Annotated in this window: 17 protein-coding genes; 11 read left to right on the forward strand and 6 right to left on the reverse strand. The window is 63.3% G+C overall.

From position 1 onward, the window contains the following. A partial coding sequence (locus tag EN932_RS02200) for an usg protein (protein ID WP_128368706.1) occupies nucleotides 1-231 on the forward strand: 231 nt, incomplete at its 5' end. A 242-nt stretch (nucleotides 232-473) separates the two neighbouring features. Here EN932_RS02200 and EN932_RS02210 read toward each other — a convergent pair. Further along, on the reverse strand, nucleotides 474-1508 hold the full coding sequence (locus tag EN932_RS02210; protein ID WP_024504215.1) for an aldo/keto reductase: 1035 nt from the start codon (nucleotides 1506-1508) through the stop codon (nucleotides 474-476). A gap of 51 nt (nucleotides 1509-1559) precedes the next feature. Then, on the reverse strand, nucleotides 1560-2741 hold the full coding sequence (locus tag EN932_RS02215) for an MFS transporter (RefSeq protein WP_127368099.1): 1182 nt from the start codon (nucleotides 2739-2741) through the stop codon (nucleotides 1560-1562). 119 nt (nucleotides 2742-2860) lie between these two features. Here EN932_RS02215 and EN932_RS02220 point away from each other — a divergent pair, with 119 nt between their 5' ends. Next, entirely contained in the window at nucleotides 2861-3769 is a 909-nt protein-coding gene (locus EN932_RS02220) for a LysR substrate-binding domain-containing protein (protein WP_013529025.1), read from the forward strand. Between the two features lie 44 nt (nucleotides 3770-3813). Here the strand turns inward: EN932_RS02220 and EN932_RS02225 are convergent, their stop codons facing one another. Continuing rightward, nucleotides 3814-4863, reverse strand: coding sequence for an aldo/keto reductase (locus tag EN932_RS02225; protein ID WP_013529026.1), 1050 nt, complete (start codon nucleotides 4861-4863; stop codon nucleotides 3814-3816). 110 nt (nucleotides 4864-4973) lie between these two features. After that, a complete protein-coding gene (locus EN932_RS02230; protein ID WP_127368100.1) occupies nucleotides 4974-5636 on the reverse strand; it encodes a YggS family pyridoxal phosphate-dependent enzyme in 663 nt (220 codons plus the stop codon). A gap of 155 nt (nucleotides 5637-5791) precedes the next feature. On the opposite strand from EN932_RS02230, the gene leuS reads away from it, so the two are divergent. The 3 genes from leuS (at nucleotide 5792) to EN932_RS02245 (ending at nucleotide 11974) form a co-directional block, all read left to right on the forward strand. Continuing rightward, entirely contained in the window at nucleotides 5792-8416 is a 2625-nt protein-coding gene (leuS, locus tag EN932_RS02235) for a leucine--tRNA ligase (protein ID WP_127368101.1), read from the forward strand. Next, nucleotides 8403-8981 carry an LPS assembly lipoprotein LptE gene (gene lptE / locus EN932_RS02240; RefSeq protein ID WP_013529029.1) on the forward strand — a complete coding sequence of 193 codons (579 nt, stop codon included), beginning with the start codon at nucleotides 8403-8405 and terminating at the stop codon, nucleotides 8979-8981. The genes leuS and lptE overlap by 14 nt, the downstream gene beginning before the upstream one ends. A 311-nt stretch (nucleotides 8982-9292) precedes the next feature. Then, nucleotides 9293-11974, forward strand: coding sequence for a DNA translocase FtsK (locus EN932_RS02245; RefSeq protein WP_127368102.1), 2682 nt, complete (start codon nucleotides 9293-9295; stop codon nucleotides 11972-11974). A gap of 103 nt (nucleotides 11975-12077) precedes the next feature. Here the strand turns inward: EN932_RS02245 and EN932_RS02250 are convergent, their stop codons facing one another. Both EN932_RS02250 and fsa read right to left on the reverse strand, forming a co-directional pair. Continuing rightward, complete coding sequence (locus EN932_RS02250) at nucleotides 12078-12461, reverse strand: hypothetical protein (protein ID WP_127368103.1); 384 nt, start codon at nucleotides 12459-12461, stop codon at nucleotides 12078-12080. A 345-nt stretch (nucleotides 12462-12806) separates the two neighbouring features. Continuing rightward, nucleotides 12807-13463, reverse strand: coding sequence for a fructose-6-phosphate aldolase (gene fsa, locus EN932_RS02255; RefSeq protein ID WP_024504222.1), 657 nt, complete (start codon nucleotides 13461-13463; stop codon nucleotides 12807-12809). 90 nt (nucleotides 13464-13553) lie between these two features. Here fsa and EN932_RS02260 point away from each other — a divergent pair, with 90 nt between their 5' ends. From EN932_RS02260 to EN932_RS02285, 6 genes are all read left to right on the forward strand, one after another. Further along, nucleotides 13554-15737, forward strand: a complete 2184-nt coding sequence (locus tag EN932_RS02260) for a primosomal protein N' (RefSeq protein ID WP_127368104.1) — start codon at nucleotides 13554-13556, stop codon at nucleotides 15735-15737. 54 nt (nucleotides 15738-15791) lie between these two features. After that, nucleotides 15792-16487, forward strand: coding sequence for an aspartate/glutamate racemase family protein (locus tag EN932_RS02265; RefSeq protein WP_127368105.1), 696 nt, complete (start codon nucleotides 15792-15794; stop codon nucleotides 16485-16487). Nucleotides 16488-16582: 95 nt separating this feature from the next. Continuing rightward, the gene (locus EN932_RS02270) at nucleotides 16583-16978 is read left to right on the forward strand and encodes a DUF4345 family protein (protein WP_013529034.1); all 396 of its coding nucleotides are present in this window, start codon (nucleotides 16583-16585) and stop codon (nucleotides 16976-16978) included. 246 nt (nucleotides 16979-17224) lie between these two features. After that, complete coding sequence (locus EN932_RS02275; RefSeq protein WP_013529035.1) at nucleotides 17225-17785, forward strand: F0F1 ATP synthase subunit delta; 561 nt, start codon at nucleotides 17225-17227, stop codon at nucleotides 17783-17785. Next, nucleotides 17785-19314, forward strand: a complete 1530-nt coding sequence (gene atpA, locus EN932_RS02280; protein WP_013529036.1) for a F0F1 ATP synthase subunit alpha — start codon at nucleotides 17785-17787, stop codon at nucleotides 19312-19314. The genes EN932_RS02275 and atpA overlap by 1 nt, the downstream gene beginning before the upstream one ends. Nucleotides 19315-19346: 32 nt before the next feature. Next, nucleotides 19347-20231 carry a F0F1 ATP synthase subunit gamma gene (locus EN932_RS02285; protein ID WP_127368106.1) on the forward strand — a complete coding sequence of 295 codons (885 nt, stop codon included), beginning with the start codon at nucleotides 19347-19349 and terminating at the stop codon, nucleotides 20229-20231. Nucleotides 20232-20292: the final 61 nt, after the last annotated feature.

Consider the following 20292-nt stretch of genomic DNA (forward strand, 5'->3'; position numbering starts at 1 on the left):
GGCTTGACCACTGCCAAGATTCTTTATCACTTTCCCGATCACCCGCATCTGCTGCAGAGCTTCATCTGGCAGGACTACGATCTCGCGCCGAAGTTTCCGGTGCTGATCAAGTTCATCGAATTCTGGAAGGCCAAGCTGGACGGGCCGCTGCATTCGATCAGCTACACCCACCAGAAGCTGATCGCGCCGAATGAATGGCGCAAGGTGGATGGGGAGTTTGTGCTGCACTAGGGGCAAGTTTCGCAGCAACGGCTTCTTGAGGTCGGCGTTCTACGACGCCCCCCTCTGTCCTGCCGGACATCTCCCCCTCAAGTGGGCAGATTGGCAGCTCCACCGACAACGCCGCCCCTTGTTAGGCCTGCGATTGGCGAAAGTCGCCGCGACATCCGATCTCCCCCCTTGAGGGGGAGATGTCCGGCAGGCCAGAGGGGGGCGCTGGCCCGCGAACCTTGCGCCATGACGGCCCGATGCGCTCAAACCACCGGCGGGTTCAACCGGGCAAAGCCTTCCTGCCGCCGATACGGGAAGTACGGGTAGGGCGCGGTGACTTCGCTTGCCGCGTCGAGCTGCCTTATCTGCTCCGGCGTCAAGGTCCAGCCGACGGCACCGAGGTTCTGGCGCAACTGCTCCTCGTTGCGGGCGCCGATGATGACCGACGATACGGTCGGGCGCTGCAGCAGCCAGTTGATGGCGATCTGCGGCACGGTCTTGCCGGTTTCCTCGGCCACGACATCGAGGGCATCCATCACTCGATAGAGATGCTCGTCCTCGACCGGCGGACCGAAGCTTGCCGTGTCGTGCAGCCGGCTCTGTTCCGGCAGGAGCTGGCCACGGCGGATCTTGCCGGTCAGGCGGCCCCAGCCAAGCGGGCTCCACACCAATGCACCGACACCCTGGTCGAGGCCGAGCGGCATCAGCTCCCACTCATAGTCGCGGCCGACCAGCGAATAGTAGACCTGATGGGCGACATAGCGCGGATAGCCTTGGCTGTCGGCTTGCGCCAACGACTTCATCACTTGCCATCCGGAGAAGTTGGAGACGCCGACATAGCGCAGCTTGCCGGCACGGATCAGGTTGTCCAGCGTCGACAGCACCTCCTCGATCGGCGTGCCGGCATCGAAGGCGTGTAGCTGCAAAAGGTCGATGTAGTCGGTGCCGAGGCGCCTCAGCGCATCATCCACGGATCTGATCAGCCGCGAACGTGACGAGCCGTAATCGCCCGGCCCATCGCCCATCGGCAGCGCGGTCTTGGTCGAGATCAGCACGGCATCGCGGCGGCCTTTTATCGCGTCGCCAAGCACCTGTTCAGAAGCGCCGTTCGAATAGACGTCGGCCGTGTCGAACAAATTGACACCAGCCTCCAGGCAGATGTCGATCAGCCGCCGCGCTTCCCTGGCGTCGCTGTTGCCCCAGGCGCCGAACAGCGGGCCGGAACCGCCAAAGGTTCCCGCGCCGAATGAGAGTGCGGGCACTTTCAAGCCCGATGCACCGAGACGTCGATAATCCATCTTTTTACTCCTGGTGGTATGAAGGGTGTCGGAAGGGTTTGCCGAGGGTAGTCACGAGCGGATGGAGGCAGGTGCGCCGAGCGCCGGGGTACGATCGAGACGCAGCGCCAGTCCGGCCACGCCGAGCGCCGTGAGCGGCAGCAAGGCGGCGACCCAGGTCAGGGCACCCAGGCCAAGCCCTTGGGCAATCACCGCGCCGCCAAGCCAGGCGCCTGCGGCGTTGCCGAGATTGAAAGCGGCGATGTTGAAGGACGAGGCGAGGCTCTGGCCGGCACCTTGCGCCTTGTCCAGCACCCACATCTGCAGCGGCGCCACGGTAGCAAAGGCGGCGGCACCGAGCAGGCCGACATAGATGACGGCCATCACCTGGCTGTGGATGGCGAAGGTCATCGTTGCGAGCACCAGGGCCAGCACCACGAGGCTGCCCAGCACGGCCGGCACAAGCCAGCGGTCGGCGACCTTGCCGCCAAGCAAATTGCCGGCGATGAGACCGCCGCCGAAGACGAGCAGGATCGGCGACACGGCTGCTTCCTTGAAGCCGCTTATCTCGGTCAGCAACGGAGCGATATAAGTGAAGACGGCGAAGACGCCGGCATAGCCGAGCACGGTGGTGGCGAGGCCGAGCAGGACGGGGGTGCGGCGCAAAACGGCGAGATCGGCGCGCAGGTCGCTCTTTTCGGGCGCCGTCCGGCTGCGTGGCACCAGAGCCAGGATGACGGCGAAGGCGGCCACACCGACCACTGTCACGGCCCAGAAGGTCGCGCGCCAGCCGAAGGCCTGGCCGAGCCAGGTGCCGAAGGGCACGCCGAGGATGTTGGCGATGGTCAGGCCGGTGAACATCAGCGCGATCGCCGAGGCTTGTCTGTTGGGCGCGACCAAGCCGGTGGCGACCACCGAGCCGACGCCGAAGAAAGTGCCGTGGGCAAAGGCGGTGATGATGCGGGCGCCCATCAGCGTCCAGTAGTCGGGCGCCAGCGCGCAGGCGAGATTGCCGAACGTGAAGATCGCCATCAGCGCCAGAAGCACGGTCTTGCGCGGCCAGTTGCCGGTGGCGATGGTCAGCAAGGGCGCGCCGATGACGACGCCAAGCGCATAGCCCGAAATGAGCTGGCCGGCAGCCGAAATCGAAACGCCGAGATCCTTGCTGACATCGAGCAGCAGACCCATGATAACAAATTCGGTGACGCCGATGCCGAAGGCACCGGCGGCGAGGGCGTAGAGAGCAAGAGGCATGGCGGTTTCCACTTCGATGGCGAAGAGCGCCGTCCCGCGCCCCGACCCCTGAGATCGTGCTTCCCTGCATTGTGAACCAGGCTTGCCTTGGGCATATTTTCTGTGAAATAGATTCATAAATGGCCAGGCCCGACGTCAATCGCTCCGGCGAGATCGAAGTGTTCGTGCGCGTCGTCGAGGAAGGCAGTTTCTCCTCCGCGGCACGCGCGTTGCGCATGACGCCGTCGGCGGTGAGCAAGCTGATCGCGCGGCTGGAGGCCCGGCTTGGCGCGCGGCTGGTCAGCCGCTCGACGCGAAAGCTGCAACTGACGCCGGAAGGCACAGCATTCTACGAGAGCGGCCTGCGCATCCTTGCCGACATGGCGGCAGCCGAGCAGGAGGCAGCGGCCGGTGCTTCACCGCGCGGACGTGTGCGCATTAACAGCTACGTGCCCTTCGGGGTGCATCGGCTGGTCCCGCTTCTGCCTCGGTTCCTGGAACGCTACCCCGAGATTTCGGTCGATCTGGTGCTGACCGACAGCGTCGTCGACCTGATGGCGGAGCGCGCCGATGTTGCCATCCGTGCCGGGCCATTGAGTGAGTCACGGCTGGTGGCGCGCAAGCTCGGGCAAAGCCCGGTGGTCGTTGTTGCAGCACCTTCTTACCTCGAGACGCACGGCATACCGCTGACGCCAGCCGATCTCGACAAACACAACCGCATGGGCTTCGGCTTCGTCAGGCACCTCGATGGCTGGCCGTTCCTCGACGCGGAAGGCCGCGTCATCATGATTCCGATCACCGGCAACACGCTGGTCAGCGATGGTGAGGCGATGCGGCTCATGGCACTGGCGGGCGCGGGCATCGCCCGGCTGGCGCGCTGGCATGTGGCGGAAGACATAGCGGCCGGCAGACTGGCGCCGCTGCTGGAGGCATTCAATCCGGGTGACGAGGAGCCGACCCACGCCGTCTATGTCGGCCAGGGCCGGCATCTGCCGGCGCGGGTGCGCGCCTTTCTCGATTTTCTGGGCGAGAGCGTCCGGCTGACCTGACATCTCCGGAGCCACGGCTCCCGAGATGTCAGCGTGGGCTGTATTTATGCTTTCGGCGTGAACGCCGCCGGACGGCGGCCCGCTGCCTGGCGCTCCAGCATCCAGCCTGGATATTCGGACGGCAGGGCGCTGACCTCGTCGAGACGAACCAGATCGTCGGTGTCGAGCTTCACCTCAGTGGCGGCAAGGTTCTGCTCCAGCTGCTCCATGCGGCTGGCGCCGATGATGACGCTCATCACGAAGGGCTTGGCCAGGACATAGCCGAGCGCCACCGTGGCGACGCTCACATCATGTTTTTTGGCGATGTCGCGCATGACGGCAACGGCCGCCCAGGCGCGGTCCTCATTGACCGGCGGGAAGTTGAAGGACGCGCGGCGGCCTTCGCCATTGCCGGGTGCGCCGGGACCATATTTGCCGGAGAGCAGGCCACCGGCCATCGGCGACCACACCATCAGGCCGAGCTTCTCCTCATTGAGCAGCGGCACGATCTCGCGCTCGAGATCGCGGCCGGCGATCGAATAGTAGGACTGCACGGTCTCGAAACGGGCAAAGCCCTTGCGCTCGGCGATGCCGAGCGCCTTGGCGATGCGCCATGCCGCCCAGTTGGAGACGCCGACATAGCGGACCTTACCGCTGGCAACCAGATCGTCGAGCGCTCGCAGCGTCTCGTCGATCGGCGTCACCGTGTCGGTGCCGTGCAACTGGTAGAGATCGATATGGTCGAGCTGCAGCCGCTCCAAGCTGGCATCGACCGAATCCATGATGTGGCCGCGTGACGAGCCGCGCTGGTTGGGGCCTTCACCCATGGCGCCATGCGTCTTGGTGGCGATGACCACATTCTGCCTGTTGACCTTGAGATCCCTGAGCGACTGGCCGAGCAACCGTTCGGATTCGCCAAAGGAGTAGACGTCGGCCGTATCGAAGAAATTGACGCCAGCGGCAAGCGAATGGGCAACGATCTCGTTGACGCCCTTCTGGTCGAGGCTGGCGATCAGGCCCCATTGGGCATTCTGACCGGCGGCGCCGAAGGTCATGGTGCCGAGGCACAGTTCGGAGACGAACATCCCCGTATTTCCAAGCTGGTTGTAGCGCATGGTGGCGGCTCCAGAGAGTTTGTGATGACGCAAAGCAAATAGGAACGGTACGTTTCGTTTCCAGTCCTGGAGCAACGAGCCTCTCGGATTGGCCCAAAGGCCGTTGCGTCTCAGCGAGTGCCGAAGATCGCCGAACCGACGCGGACGCTGGTGGCACCGAAGGCGATCGCCGTTTCGTAGTCCCCGGACATGCCCATCGAGAGTTTGGCGACGTCGGCTTCCTTGCTAAGCTTCTCCAGCAGGGCGAAGTGGGGACCGGGGTTCTCGTCGGCCGGCGGGATGCACATCAGGCCTTCGATGGCGAGGCCGTGCACGTCGCGGCAGCGGGCGACGAAGGCCACGGCCTCGCGGGGCTCGATGCCGGCCTTCTGCGGCTCGGAGCCGGTGTTGACCTGGACATAGAGTTTTGGCGCGCGGCCCTGTTTGGCGATCTCCTTGGCGAGTTCGGCGGCGATCTTCTCGCGATCGACCGTCTCGATGACGTCGAACAGTGCTACCGCTTCCCTAGCCTTGTTGGATTGCAGCGGGCCGATCAGATGCAGTTCGATGTCGGGAAATGCGTCCTTCAGATCAGGCCATTTGGCTTGCGCCTCCTGCACCCGGTTCTCGCCGAAGACGCGCTGGCCGGCTTCGATGACCGGGCCGATGTCGGCGGCATCAAAGGTCTTTGAGACCGCGACCAGGGTCACGGCGCCGGCTTCGCGGCCGGCCTCGCGTTCGGCGGCGGCGATCTTCGCCTTGACCGCGAAAAATTGCTGAACGGCGTCACCCATATGCAAATCCTGCTGTTTTGACCGGCGTTTTTGTCAGACGCGGTACCCATATGGTTGACGGGTTTGCCAAACCATGGTGAACACCCGGACCACATTCCCTGAACTGCCGAGCCATCGCCCGCAGTTCGCGCATGCTTTTAAGTGAAAAACGTCCCATGGCAACCGAACGATACAATCCGCGCGCGTCAGAGCCCAAATGGCAGAAGGCCTGGGACGCCAAGAAGCTGTTCGAAGCGCACAATGACGATCCGCGCCCGAAATACTACGTGCTGGAGATGTTCCCCTATCCGTCGGGGCGCATCCATATCGGTCATACCCGCAATTACACGATGGGCGACGTGGTGGCGCGCTACAAGCGGGCCAAGGGCTTCAACGTGCTGCACCCGATGGGCTGGGACGCCTTCGGCATGCCGGCCGAAAACGCGGCGATGCAGAACAAGGTCCACCCCAAGGAGTGGACCTACCAGAACATCGCCACCATGCGCGAGCAGCTCAAGGTCATGGGGCTGTCGCTGGACTGGGCGCGCGAATTCGCCACCTGCGACGTCGATTACTACCACCGCCAGCAGATGCTGTTCCTCGACTTTGTCGAGAAGGGGCTGGTGATGCGCAAATCCTCCAAGGTCAACTGGGATCCGGAGGACATGACGGTGCTTGCCAACGAGCAGGTCATCGACGGGCGCGGCTGGCGCTCGGGCGCGCTGGTCGAACAGCGCGAACTGACGCAGTGGTTCTTCAGGATCACCGACTTCGCCCAGGATCTGCTGGATTCGCTCGAAGGCCTCGACGAATGGCCGGAAAAAGTGAAGCTGATGCAGCAGAACTGGATCGGCCGCTCGGAAGGCCTGCTGATCCGTTGGCCTCTGGCCGACGCCTCTGATGGCGAGCATGAGCTGGAAGTCTATACGACAAGGCCCGACACCATCTTCGGCGCTTCCTTCATGGCTGTCGCCGCCGATCATCCGTTGGCCAAGAAGGCCGCTGCGCACAATCCGGCACTGGCGAAGTTCATCGAGGATATCGGCCATATGGGCACCTCGGTGGCGGCGCTGGAGACAGCTGAGAAGAAGGGTTTTGACACCGGCCTCCGCGTCGTCCATCCGTTTGACGACAACTGGACGCTGCCTGTCTATGTCGCCAATTTCGTGCTGATGGAATACGGCACCGGCGCCATTTTCGGCTGCCCGTCCGGCGACCAGCGCGACCTCGACTTCGCCAACAAATATGGCCTGCCGGTGATTCCGGTGGTGATGCCGGAAGGCGAGAATCCGGCGACGTTCCAGATCATCGATGAAGCCTATGTCGATGACGGCGTGATGATCAATTCGCGCTTTCTCAACGGCATGAAGCCGGATCAGGCTTTCGACGAAGTCGCCAAACTGCTGGAGCAGAAGACGATCGGCAACCGGCCGATGGCCGAGCGCAAGGTGAATTTCCGCCTGCGCGATTGGGGCATTTCGCGCCAGCGCTACTGGGGCTGCCCTATCCCGATGATCCATTGCGAGGCTTGCGGCGTGGTGCCGGTGCCGAAGGCGGACCTGCCGGTGAAGCTGCCCGACGATGTCGATTTCGACCGCCCGGGCAATCCGCTCGACCGTCATCCGACATGGCGGCATGTGAAATGTCCGCAATGCGGCAGGGATGCGCGGCGCGAAACCGACACGATGGACACGTTCGTCGATTCGTCGTGGTATTTTGCCCGCTTCACCGCGCCGTGGGCACATGAACCGACCGATCCCAAGGCGGCCAACGAATGGCTGCCGGTCGACCAGTATATTGGCGGGATCGAGCACGCGATCCTGCATCTGCTCTATTCGCGCTTCTTCACCCGCGCCATGCGCGAGGCCGGCCATGTCGATCTGGCCGAGCCGTTCAAGGGCCTGTTCACGCAAGGCATGGTGGTGCACGAAACCTATCGCGTTGGCTCGGCATCGAACGGCCGCTGGCTGGCGCCCACCGAAGTTCGGCTGGAGGACGTCGACGGCAAGCGCAGCGCCATCGAGATCGCCACCGGCGAGACCGTCTCCATCGGCCCGCTGGAAAAGATGTCGAAGTCGAAGAAGAACACGGTGAGCCCGGAAGACATCACCGATGGCTACGGCGCCGATACGGCGCGCTGGTTCATGCTGTCGGATTCGCCTCCCGAGCGCGATGTCGAGTGGACCGACGATGGCGCCGCCGGCGCGCATCGCTTCATCCAGCGCATCTGGCGCCTGGTGTCGACGGCGGCCGAAACACTGGCCGGCATCAAGCCCGTGGCGGCCAGCAGCGGCGAGGCCGCGGTGGTTTCCAAGGCCGCGCACAAGATCCTCAAGGCGGTCGGAGAGGATATCGAGAAGCTCGCTTTCAACCGCGCCATCGCCCGCATCTACGAACTGGCCAACGCGCTGACCACGCCGCTTAACGAGGTGGCCGAAGGCAAGGCCGATGCAGCGCTGAAAGGCGCCTGCCGGCAGGCGGTGGAGATTCTCGTGCATCTGATCGCGCCGGTCATGCCGCATCTGGCCGAGGAGTGCTGGGCAACGCTCGGCGGCACCGATCTCGTTGCCGAACGGCCGTGGCCGGTCTTCGATCCGGCGCTGGTCGTCGACAACGAAGTCACCTATCCGGTACAGGTCAACGGCAAGAAGCGGGGGGATTTGACAATTGCCCGCGACGCGGACCAAGGTGCGGTCGAAAAAGCGGTATTGGCTCTCGACTTCGTGCAGAAAGCACTCGAAGGGAAGGCTCCGCGCAAGGTGATCATCGTGCCGCAGAGGATCGTCAATGTCGTTGCCTGATCGGGAAAAGACAGAGTTGAGCCATTTGCTGCGCCGCATGGCGCTTGCCGGCCTGATAGGTTCGCTCGCGCTTGTCTCGGCCTGCACGGTGCGGCCGCTCTATTCGAGCGCGCCACTGTCGGGTTCGCAGGCCAGTGCCAGTGCCGAACTGGCGTTGATCGGCATCAAGCCGGTCAATACGCGTTACGGCCAACAGGTGCGCAACAATCTCATTTTCGGGTTTGGACGAGGCGCCGGCGAGCCGGCCTCGCCGGCCTATTCGCTCAATCTCGGCGTGACCGAAGCGGTCGAGTCCGCGGCACTTGTGCAGGTCGGAACCGACGAAGACGAGCCGACCGCCGGTTCCGTGACGCTGACCGGCAGCTATACGCTGGCCGATGCGAAGACCGGCGTGGTGATCGCATCCGGCAAGCGTTCGATCACCTCGTCCTTCGACAGGCCGCGTCAGGAATTCGCCGCATACCGGGCGCAGATCGACGCCGAGAATCGCGCGGCGCGAGAGTTGGCGGAAGCGCTGCAGCTGTCCATTGCCCAGGACCTTGTCCGGCACGGCAAGACCGGCTAGCGCACCTCATCTGCTTCACGAAAACGGTCTGGCGCCCCAGGCATGACGGGATGATCGTGGGATCATGACCAGATTCCCGAACAGAGCCAGATTCTGAACAGAGATTGTCCGAAGAGACCCATCGGCCTGCTATAGCACAGCGAGTAGATCGCGCCACAGCGGTGGGTGCGGCGAGGCGACGATCGTGCCACGTCGCTCGCAGACTGCCACGAAGATTTTGGCGCTCAGGATCGTCGGCGACCCATCCGGGAAGCAACTGTTAACCACTCGCTCCCTATTGCTCGGCAGACATTTCAGAGTGAGTCTTGAGAATGGAAGCCAAGCGTTTTTCCCGGGTCAATTTGTCGACGGCCGCATCGCCTGATGATCCCGAGGGGAAGCGCTCCGAGAGCATCGGCGACAGGGGTGGTCAGCGAAGTTCTTCCGCGGCAAGCGACCTTGATCGTCCGGCTCGCAAGGAAACGGCCGGCCGGCAGCCCGCCACACGCCAGGCCGGCTATTCCGCGCCGGTGGTCGATCTCGGCGGCAACAAGCGGCCCTATATGGAGCCGCGGAGTGGCTCCGACGACACGCCTTCGAAAATCGGCGATATCGAGAGCCCTGCCTGGCAGGAATATTTCTTCCTTGCACCCAACGTGCGTTTTACACGCACGCCGGATTATGAGGCCAGGAAGCATCATCCGCAGCACGAGCGTGTCGTCGAACACGGCGCGACGCGCCCGGCACAGCAAGCCGTTGCGCAACCCATGGTCGGCAGGGCGTCCTCCGCGCCCTCGCTCCTGGCATTGCCGGCGTCGGTGAAAAGCCCTGCCTCCCAGCCGCAGACTGGGCAGGCCACGCAAGGGCCACTGCCGCCGGCTGCTGCTTTTGTCCCGTCCGTGCGCGCCAGGGAGAGGGTGCCAGCCGTTGCGCCGGTGCCGCCGAGGACGGTCGCAACGGGACGGGCATCCGCGCGTGCGTCCGTTGCTCCGGGCGCCCCGACCAAAACCGAAAGGCAGCGCTGGCCCTATCTTTCGGATCATGCCTTCTTCGAGGCTATGGCACCCTATCTGGTCGACGTTTCGCCGTCGGCCCGGCAAACCGGTTCAGCGTCGCCTGCGCCGCTCGCCGCAGCGCCAGTCACCACCATGCCGATCGACATCCGCCCGACGACAGGGACCGATGCCACCGCCTTGTTTCGTGTCATCGACTGCCTGCCGGGCCAGGCCTTGAAGCCGTTGCCGGATGTTTGGCCGGCCAATTCGAACCAGGCCGTCGCCCAACCTGACGTGCCGGCGAGCAATGCGCTGTCGCCGGTCCAGCCTGTCATAATTCCAGCCGCCAAAAGCGATGCCGTTTCCGCGCCGGCCGCGCCAAATGCGAACGTCCCTGCCAAGGCCGTTGGCGCCCGCTCTGCACGCTTGCCTGGGGCTGGAAAGGTGGTGCTGTCAACCGCGGGCGATCCCTACGAGCTTCCCTCGGAAGAGCTGTTGCAGCAGCCACCGGAGGGACAAGGTTTCTACATGTCGCAGGAGCGGCTCGAGCAGAACGCGGATCTGCTGGAAAGCGTGCTCGAAGACTTCGGCGTGCGTGGCGAGATCATTCATGTTCGTCCCGGCCCGGTCGTCACGCTCTATGAGTTCGAACCGGCGCCGGGCGTCAAATCTTCTCGCGTCATCGGGCTTGCCGACGATATCGCCCGCTCCATGTCGGCGATTTCGGCGCGCGTCGCCGTCGTGCCCGGCCGCAACGTCATCGGCATCGAGCTCCCGAACGAGATGCGCGAAACCGTCTATTTCCGGGAGCTGATCGAATCGGAGGGCTTCCGCAAGACGAGCTGCAAGCTGGCGCTGTGTCTCGGCAAGACGATCGGCGGTGAGCCGGTCATCGCCGAGCTGGCGAAGATGCCGCATCTGCTCGTGGCCGGAACCACCGGCTCCGGCAAGTCGGTCGCCATCAACACCATGATCCTGTCGTTGCTCTATCGGCTGAAGCCGGAAGAATGCCGGCTGATCATGGTCGATCCCAAAATGCTCGAACTCTCTGTCTATGACGGCATCCCGCATCTTCTGACGCCCGTCGTCACGGATCCCAAGAAAGCCGTCACGGCGCTCAAATGGGCGGTGCGCGAAATGGAGGACCGGTATCGCAAGATGGCGCGGCTCGGTGTGCGCAACATCGACGGCTACAACGAGCGCGCCGCCCAAGCCCGCGACAAGGGCGAAACCGTCGTCATGACGGTGCAGACCGGCTTCGAAAAGGGCACCGGCGAACCGCTTTTCGAACAGCAGGAAGTAGACCTGGCGCCGATGCCCTACATCGTCGTCATCGTCGACGAGATGGCCGACCTGATGATGGTCGCCGGCAAGGAGATCGAAGGCGCCATCCAGCGTCTGGCGCAGATGGCGCGTGCTGCCGGCATCCACCTGATCATGGCAACGCAGCGTCCCTCGGTCGACGTCATCACGGGCACGATCAAGGCCAATTTCCCGACCCGGATTTCCTTCCAGGTGACGTCGAAGATCGACAGCCGCACCATCCTGGGCGAGCAGGGCGCCGAGCAGCTGCTCGGCCAGGGCGACATGCTGCACATGATGGGTGGCGGGCGCATTTCGCGCGTGCATGGGCCGTTTGTCTCCGACGCGGAGGTCGAGCACGTCGTGGCGCATCTCAAGGCGCAGGGCCGGCCTGAATATCTGGAAACCGTGACCGCCGACGAGGATGAGGAAGAAATCGACGAGGACCAGGGCGCGGTCTTCGACAAGGGATCGGTTGCAGCCGAAGACAGCGATGCGATCTACGACGAGGCGGTCAAGGTGGTGGTGCGCGACAAGAAGTGTTCGACCTCCTACATCCAGCGCCGCCTCGGCATCGGCTACAACCGCGCCGCATCCCTGGTCGAGCGTATGGAAAAGGAAGGATTGGTCGGCGCACCCAACCATGTTGGCAAACGCGAAATCATCATGGGCCGGCGCCAGCCGGCGACCGTGCCTGAGGATGACGGCGCGGACTGAGCGACCCCGGCCGTTATGGGATCATGCTTCAGGGGATGCTTCAGCTGCGGGTCAAGCTCGTGAATTCCATCACCTATCCCAGCCTAAACCTTAAGCATCTACACTAGCGGTTAGTGACGGCCTTTCCAATGCTGACGACCACATAGGATAACCAGCCAATGACATGCCCGAAGAAATAGACGCACAGTCCCAAATATGTAAGCAACGCAATCACAAATAGCTTCTCACCTAACGCAACATTCGTCACGAAGCCTTGAGGCAACAGGGCAAGAATCCAACCGAAGTGAAGGCCCCAGCTACACCCCCATTGACCACACGTCCGGTTGGCACTCAGCACCGTTGCGCCAAGCCACACGACCGAAATCACTATGAAACTCACCCACGAATAGCGTTTGTCCCGAATGAGGCCGTAGATTGAAAATGCCTTTGCGAAAGCGAGTCCTATTGATGCAAGAACAGAAAAGGCGATTGAGATTAGAAGGCTCATGTTCGACCCAGTAGCTAAAACATCGAAGCTACAGCCAGCACCTTTACAAAGGGTTCGACCAAGTCATCGTTTTTTAAGTTCGTCGAAGGGCATCTCTCTAGCGTGATATCCAGGGTATGCTTCAGCAGCGTGTCGATCTGGTGAACTCGATCAAATATCCTGTTTTGAACTTGTCGCTCTCGATTTCAGCTGGATGCAATGCTGCGATGCAGTAAAGCCAAAAGAGCTAGTGCAAGGCACGCAAAAACAAAGACTTGGAAAGTCACCCCACCCGCAGCACATAAAAAAGACCGGTTGCCCGGTCTTTTTTCACTGCAAGCGCATTGGCTTCAGCCGATCGCCATCTCAGCCAATCGATTGGCCGGTCTTGGCCCAGTCGGCGAGGAAGGCGGCGAGGCCCTTGTCGGTCAGCGGATGGTTGACCAGGGCCTTCAGGGTCGCCGGCGGCGCGGTCACAACATCGGCGCCGATCAGTGCCGCCTGCTTGACGTGGTTCACGGTGCGCACGGAAGCGACGAGGATCTCGGTCTGGAAATCGTAATTGTCGTAGATCTGCCGGATCTCCTGGATCAGTTCCATGCCATCGATGCCGATGTCGTCGATTCGGCCGACGAAGGGCGAGATGAACGAGGCGCCGGCCTTGGCCGCAAGCAGCGCCTGGTTGGCCGAAAAGCACAGGGTGACGTTGACCAGGCGGTTCATCTCGGTGCGGATCGTCTTGCAAGCCTTGAGACCGTCCAGCGTCAGCGGCACCTTGATGCAGACATTGTCGGCGATCTTGGCCAGAACCTTGGCCTGCTGCATCATCTCGGAATATTCGGTGGCGGTGACTTCAGCCGAGACCGGACCCTTGACGATGTCGCAAATCTGTTTGGTGACCTCGGCGATCTTGCCGCCGGATTTGAGGATCAGCGACGGATTGGTGGTGACGCCGTCGAGCAGCCCCAGATCGTTCAGCTCACGGATATCCTTGACGTCGGCGGTGTCGACAAAAAATTTCATGGCGGGTCTCCTGAAGATTTTCATGTGCATGCCATGCACATTTGGGGTCGGCCTTTGATCTAGACCAAAGTCAGGGCAAGGTCACGCCTCATGATCGAAGATTCGCCCTTTGTCGCAGCCGCACCGGTGCTGGTGCCGATGCCCGCCGAACGCCCCTACACCTACGCCGTGCCGGCCGGCATGCGCGTGGTGCCGGGCTCGATCGTGCGTGTGCCGCTCGGGCCGCGCCAGGTCGCCGGCATCGTCTGGGATGGCGCGGTCGAGAAGGTCGACGCGAAAAAGCTGCGCCCCATCGAACAGGTCTTCGATTGCCCGCCGATCGACCGCGCGATGCGCCGTTTCGTCAACTGGGTGGCGCAGTACACGCTGTCGCCGCCGGGCATGGTGGCGCGCATGCTGCTTCGGGCGCCGGAGGCTTTCGACCCCGAACCGTGGATCGAGGGGTTGCAGCGCACGCTTCTCGCACCTGACCGGATGACGGGCGCCAGGCAGCGCGTGCTGGAGACGGCCGAAGGCGGCCTTGCCTGGACGCGCTCCGGCCTCGCTCACGCCGCCGGCGTGTCCTCGACGGTGATCGACGGCCTGAGGGCGCAAGGCGTGTTCGAGACCGTGATGATCCCGCCGCGCCCGGTGGTGGCCGCGCCCGATCCCGGCTACGCTATTCCGGAACTGATGCCGGACCAGGGCGCCGCGGCGCAGATGCTGCGCGCCAATGTCGCAGCCGGCGTGTTCAACGTCGCGTTGCTCGACGGCGTCACCGGTTCGGGTAAGACCGAGGTCTATTTCGAGGCGGTGGCGGCTGCGCTCGACCAGGGCAGGCAGGTTCTGATCCTGCTGCCGGAAATCGCGCTGACGCATGCCTTTCTCGAGCGCTTCCAGCAGCGCTTCGGCGCCAAGCCGGGCGAATGGCATTCCGACCTGCCGCCGCGGATGCGCGAAAAAGTCTGGCGGCAAGTGGCGGAAGGCGGCGTGCGGGTCGTCGCCGGCGCGCGCTCGGCGCTGTTCCTGCCGTTCAAGGAGATCGGCCTTATCGTCGTCGACGAGGAGCACGACCCTGCCTACAAGCAGGAGGACCGCGTCTTCTACAATGCGCGCGACATGGCGGTGGTGCGCGGCCATATCGGCAGCTTCCCCGTGGTGCTGGCGTCGGCGACGCCGTCGGTCGAAAGCCGGGTCAATGCCAGCCAAGGTAAATATAACAGGGCGGTGCTTTCCGCTCGCTTCGCCGAGGCAGCACTTCCGCATCTGAAGGCGGTCGACATGCGGCGTGCGCCGCCGGCGCGTGGCGGTTTCCTGTCGCCGGTTCTGCTCGACCAGATGCGCCAGACGCTGGAGAGGCAGGAGCAATCGCTGCTGTTCCTCAACCGGCGCGGCTATGCGCCACTGACGCTGTGCCGGGTCTGCGGCCATCGCTTCGGCTGCCCGGTCTGCTCGGCCTGGCTGGTCGAGCACCGGTTTCGCGGGCAACTCGTCTGCCATCATTGCGGCCACAATGAGCGCCGCCCCGAAGCCTGCCCGGAATGCGGCACGCTGGATCATCTGGTCGCCTGCGGGCCGGGTGTCGAGCGCATCGCCGAAGAGGTCGTTACGCATTTTCCCGACGCGCGCACCATCGTCTTGTCGTCCGACCTGATGGGCGGCGTGCGGCGGCTGCGGCTGGAACTGGAGGCGATCGCCGATGGCGAGGCCGACATCGTCATCGGCACGCAGCTCGTTGCCAAGGGCCACAATTTCCCGAACATGACCCTTGTCGGCGTCGTCGATGCCGATCTCGGCCTTGCCAATGGCGATCCGCGTGCCGCCGAGCGCACCTTCCAGCTGCTTAGCCAGGTCACCGGCCGCGCCGGCCGCACCGGCAAGAAGAGCCTGGGACTGCTGCAGACCTTTCAGCCCGACCACCCGGTGATGCGGGCGATCGTCTCGGGCGACGCCGAGGCATTTTACGAACGTGAGATCGCCGAGCGCGAACGGGCTGCCCTGCCGCCCTTCGGCCGGCTCGCGGGTGTCATCGTCAGTGCGGTGACACGAGCGGAAGCCGAGGGCCACGCACGTGGCCTGCGCCGCGCCGCACCCGAGGCGTCAGATCTGTTCGTGCTGGGGCCAGCCGAGGCGCCACTGTCACTGCTCGGCGGCCGCCACCGCTTCCGGCTGCTGATCCAGGGCGAACGGCGCGCCGACATGCAAGGTTTCATCAGGGCCATGCTGGCCAACGGGCCGAAGCAACGCGGCTCGGTCCGGGTGCAGGTCGACGTCGACCCGCAGAGTTTTTTGTAAGGTTGCGCTTTCAGCGATAGGTTGCCCGCAAGCCAGCGAGATGTGGAAACTCATATGAAGACCCTTGGCCTGCTCGGCGGCATGAGCTGGGAATCGACCGCCATCTACTATCGCCTGCTCAACGAGATCGTGCGCGAACGGCTGGGTGGGCTGCATTCCGCGAAACTGCTTCTGTGGTCGTTCGACTTTGCCGAAATCGCCGAGCGGCAGCATCACGGCGATTGGGACGGTGCCGGCGTGCTCCTCGTAGAAGCGGCGCGCAAGCTTGAGACCGGCGGCGCGGAAGGTCTGCTTTTGTGCACCAACACCATGCACAAACTGGCCGATCAGGTGCAGGCGTCGGTGTCGATCCCGCTGATCCACATCGCCGATGCCACCGCAGTGGCGGTCAAGCGTGCCGGAATGCAGCGTCCGGCGCTGCTGGCGACGCGCTTCACCATGGAGCAGGATTTCTACAAAGGCCGGCTCGCTGACAGATTTGGCTTGGACCCGGTGGTGCCGGGTGCGGCCGGGCGCGACATGGTCCATCGCGTCATCTACGACGAGTTGTGCCAGGGCATGGTCAAGGAGACTTCAAAGGCGGCCTATATCGCCGAGACCGAACGCCTGCGCCGCGAAGAGGCGGCCGACAGCGTCATCATGGGCTGCACCGAGATCACCATGCTCATCGGCCAGCAGGATTTCGACATCCCGGTCTTCGACACGACGCGCATCCATGCCGAGGCGGCTGTGGAATTCGCGCTCGGTTGATGCGCGCTGCCTAAAGTACCTGGACCCATCTGGCGCGGGGGCTTTCCTCCGTTAGAATGCCCGGAATTTCAAAACAGGCATTTCGAGGGGACAAGATGGATTTTGCGCTTCCATGGCCGACGAGCCAGGGCGAATGGCTGGCGTGGTCGAGCGCCGTCTTCACGGTGCTGCTCGGGCTTTTGTTCTTCCTGGCGCCGGGTCTCGCCTTTCGTGCCCTGCGCCTGCAGGTCAAGCCAGAGAAGGCTGCGGCGATCGCCGAGGGGCGCGGCAGGATGTCGGGCTTTTATCTCGGTGTCGGCCTGTGCTGTATCCTGCTGGCGCAGCCGCTGATCTACATGGCGCTTGGCTTCTCCTGGCTGTTCACTGCCTTCGGCCGGCTGCTGTCGATGATGTCTGATGGCGCCAACACGCCTTTCAATTGGGTTTCCATTGTGCTGGAATTGGTCCTGGCGGCGTTGCCGCTCGCCTTCGCCTTCGGCTTTCTGCCCTGAATCGTTGGGTATTCCGCGATGGAAGACGGGCGACTTTCGCCGGATGCGACAATAGTGCCTGAAAACCATGCGGAACGACGCATTGCGGTCTTAAAATGCCTGTGCTAGACGGCAATCGACTTTCGGCCGGGGATAGCGGAAGCCGCGCCTCCGTGCTCGAAAAAATGCAGTAAGGTCAAAGATTTAGCCAGAGTTTTTGCTCGCGCCAACAATCTACGGCCTGTCAGACAAGAGAAAAGACGGTCCGTGGCTCAATCGTCATCGCCAATCTCAGGTGTCGCAGAACGCTATGCGGGTTCGCTGTTCGAACTCGCCCTGCAGGCAAATTCCGTGGCCAAGGTCGAAGCCGACCTCAACAGTTTCGAAATCATGCTCGCGGGCAGCGCTGATCTCACCCGGCTGATCAACAGCCCGGTGTTCTCCAGCGAGGACCAGGCGAAGGCCATCGCGGCGATCGCCGACAAGGCCGGGATCACCGGCCTTACCGGAAATTTCCTGCGTGTCGTCGCCCGCAACCGCCGGCTGTTCGCCATTCCCGGCATGATCAGGGCGTTCCGCCAGATATCAGCCGAACACCGTGGCGAGACCGCTGCTGAAGTGACGTCGGCTCACGCGCTGACGGCTGTCCAGCAGACCGAACTCAAGGCGGCGCTGAAGAGCGTTGCCGGCAAGGATGTGGCTATCTCCGTCACCGTCGATCCGTCGCTGCTCGGCGGGCTGGTGGTCAAGATGGGCTCGCGCCAGATCGATACGTCGCTCAAAACCAAACTCAATTCGCTCAAGCTTGCACTGAAAGAGGTCGGCTGATGGACATCCGCGCCGCGGAAATTTCCGCAATTCTGAAAGACCAGATCAAGAATTTCGGCAAGGAGGCCGAGGTCTCCGAAGTTGGACAGGTGCTGTCCGTCGGTGACGGTATCGCTCGTGTCTACGGCCTCGACAATGTCCAGGCCGGCGAGATGGTCGAATTCCCCGGCGGCATCCGCGGCATGGCGCTCAACCTCGAAGCCGACAATGTCGGCGTCGTCATCTTCGGCGCCGACCGCGACATCAAGGAAGGCGACATCGTCAAGCGCACCGGCGCCATCGTCGACGTTCCCGTCGGCCCAGGCCTGCTCGGCCGCGTCGTCGATGCGCTCGGCAATCCGATCGATGGCAAGGGTCCGATCAAGGCAGTCGAGCGCAAGCGCGTCGACGTCAAGGCGCCCGGCATCATTCCGCGCAAGTCGGTGAACGAGCCGATGTCGACCGGTCTCAAGGCCATCGATGCGCTGATCCCGGTCGGCCGCGGCCAGCGCGAGCTGGTCATCGGCGATCGCCAGACCGGCAAGACCGCCATCATCCTCGACACGATGCTCAACCAGAAGTCGGTGCACGACAACGGCCCCGAGAAGGAAAAGCTCTACTGCGTCTACGTCGCCGTCGGCCAGAAGCGCTCGACCGTCGCGCAGTTCGTCAAGGTGCTGGAAGAGCGCGGCGCGCTCGAATACTCGATCATCATCGCCGCCACCGCTTCCGACCCGGCGCCGATGCAGTTCCTGGCGCCGTTCGCCGGCTGCACCATGGGTGAATATTTCCGCGACAACGGCATGCACGCGCTGATCAGCTATGACGATCTGTCGAAGCAGGCCGTCGCCTATCGCCAGATGTCGCTGCTGCTGCGCCGCCCGCCGGGCCGCGAAGCCTATCCGGGCGACGTGTTCTACCTGCACTCGCGCCTGCTCGAGCGCGCCGCCAAGCTCAACGACGATCTGGGCGGCGGGTCGCTGACCGCTCTGCCGATCATCGAGACGCAGGCCAACGACGTGTCGGCCTACATCCCGACCAACGTGATCTCGATCACCGACGGCCAGATCTTCCTCGAAACCAACCTGTTCTTCCAGGGCATCCGTCCTGCGGTGAACGTCGGTCTATCGGTGTCGCGCGTCGGCTCGGCCGCGCAGATCAAGGCGATGAAGCAGGTTGCCGGCTCGATCAAGGGCGAGCTCGCGCAGTACCGCGAAATGGCGGCCTTCGCGCAGTTCGGCTCGGATCTCGACGCTGCCACGCAGCGCCTGCTCAACCGCGGATCGCGCCTGACCGAACTCCTGAAGCAGCCGCAGTTCTCGCCGCTGAAGACGGAAGAGCAGGTCGCGGTGATCTTCGCCGGCGTCAACGGTTATCTCGACAAGCTGCCGGTCAACCAGGTCGGCAAGTTCGAGCATGGCCTGCTCAGCCACATGCGTGCGGCCGGCAAGGACGTTCTCGACGCCATCCGCAAGGAAAAGGCACTGTCGGACGATCTGCGCGCCAAGCTGAAGGCCGAGATCGACGCTTTCGCCAAGACCTTCGCCTGAGCGAAGCGACAAGACGGGATCAGGTTTGAAGCATGCCTTCATTAAAAGACCTTCGTAACCGTATCGCCTCGGTCAAGGCGACGCAGAAGATCACCAAGGCGATGCAGATGGTCGCTGCGGCGAAGCTGCGCCGTGCGCAAGAGGCTGCGGAAGCGGCGCGCCCCTATTCGGAGCGCATGGGTTCCGTGCTGGCGAACATCACCCAGGCGATCGGCGGCGGTGGCGATGCCCCGGCGCTGATGACCGGCACCGGCAAGGATGATGTGCATCTGCTCGTCGTCTGCACCGCCGAGCGCGGCCTGTGCGGCGGCTTCAATTCGCAGATCGCCCGTCTTGCCCGCGACCACATCCGCAAGCTTTTGGCCGACGGCAAGCAGGTCAAGATCATCTGCGTCGGCAAGAAGGGTTTCGACATCCTGCGCCGCGACTACGCGTCGCTGATCATCGATCGCGTCGATCTGCGCGAGGTCAAGACACTCGGTTTCGTCAATGCCGATGCCATCGCCAAGAGGGTCATCCATCTCTTCAACGAGGGCGGCTTCGACATCTGCACGCTGTTCTATTCGCAGTTCAAGTCGGTGATCAGCCAAATCCCGACCGCGCAGCAGATCATTCCGGCGGGCGTTGCTTCGGCTCAGGCGGAAGTGACGGATGGCGGCAACGCTGTCTATGAATACGAACCGGAGCCGGGCGAAATCCTATCCGATCTCATTCCGCGCAACATCTCGGTGCAGCTTTTCCGGGCACTGCTCGAAAACGCGGCCGGCGAGATGGGCGCCAAGATGAGCGCCATGGACAATGCGACGCGCAACGCCGGCGAGATGATCAACAAACTGTCGATCACCTATAACCGCCAGCGGCAGGCGCAGATCACCAAGGAACTGATCGAAATCATTTCGGGCGCCGAGGCGCTCTAGGCGCGGTCCGCGGGTTTTTTGCCCGCGACCGGACCGCGTGAGAAACAAAGGACGAAAAGGG

It is taken from the genome of Mesorhizobium sp. M7A.F.Ca.US.002.01.1.1 (assembly GCF_004022955.1).
GTDB classification, from domain to species: Bacteria; Pseudomonadota; Alphaproteobacteria; order Rhizobiales; family Rhizobiaceae; genus Mesorhizobium; species Mesorhizobium ciceri.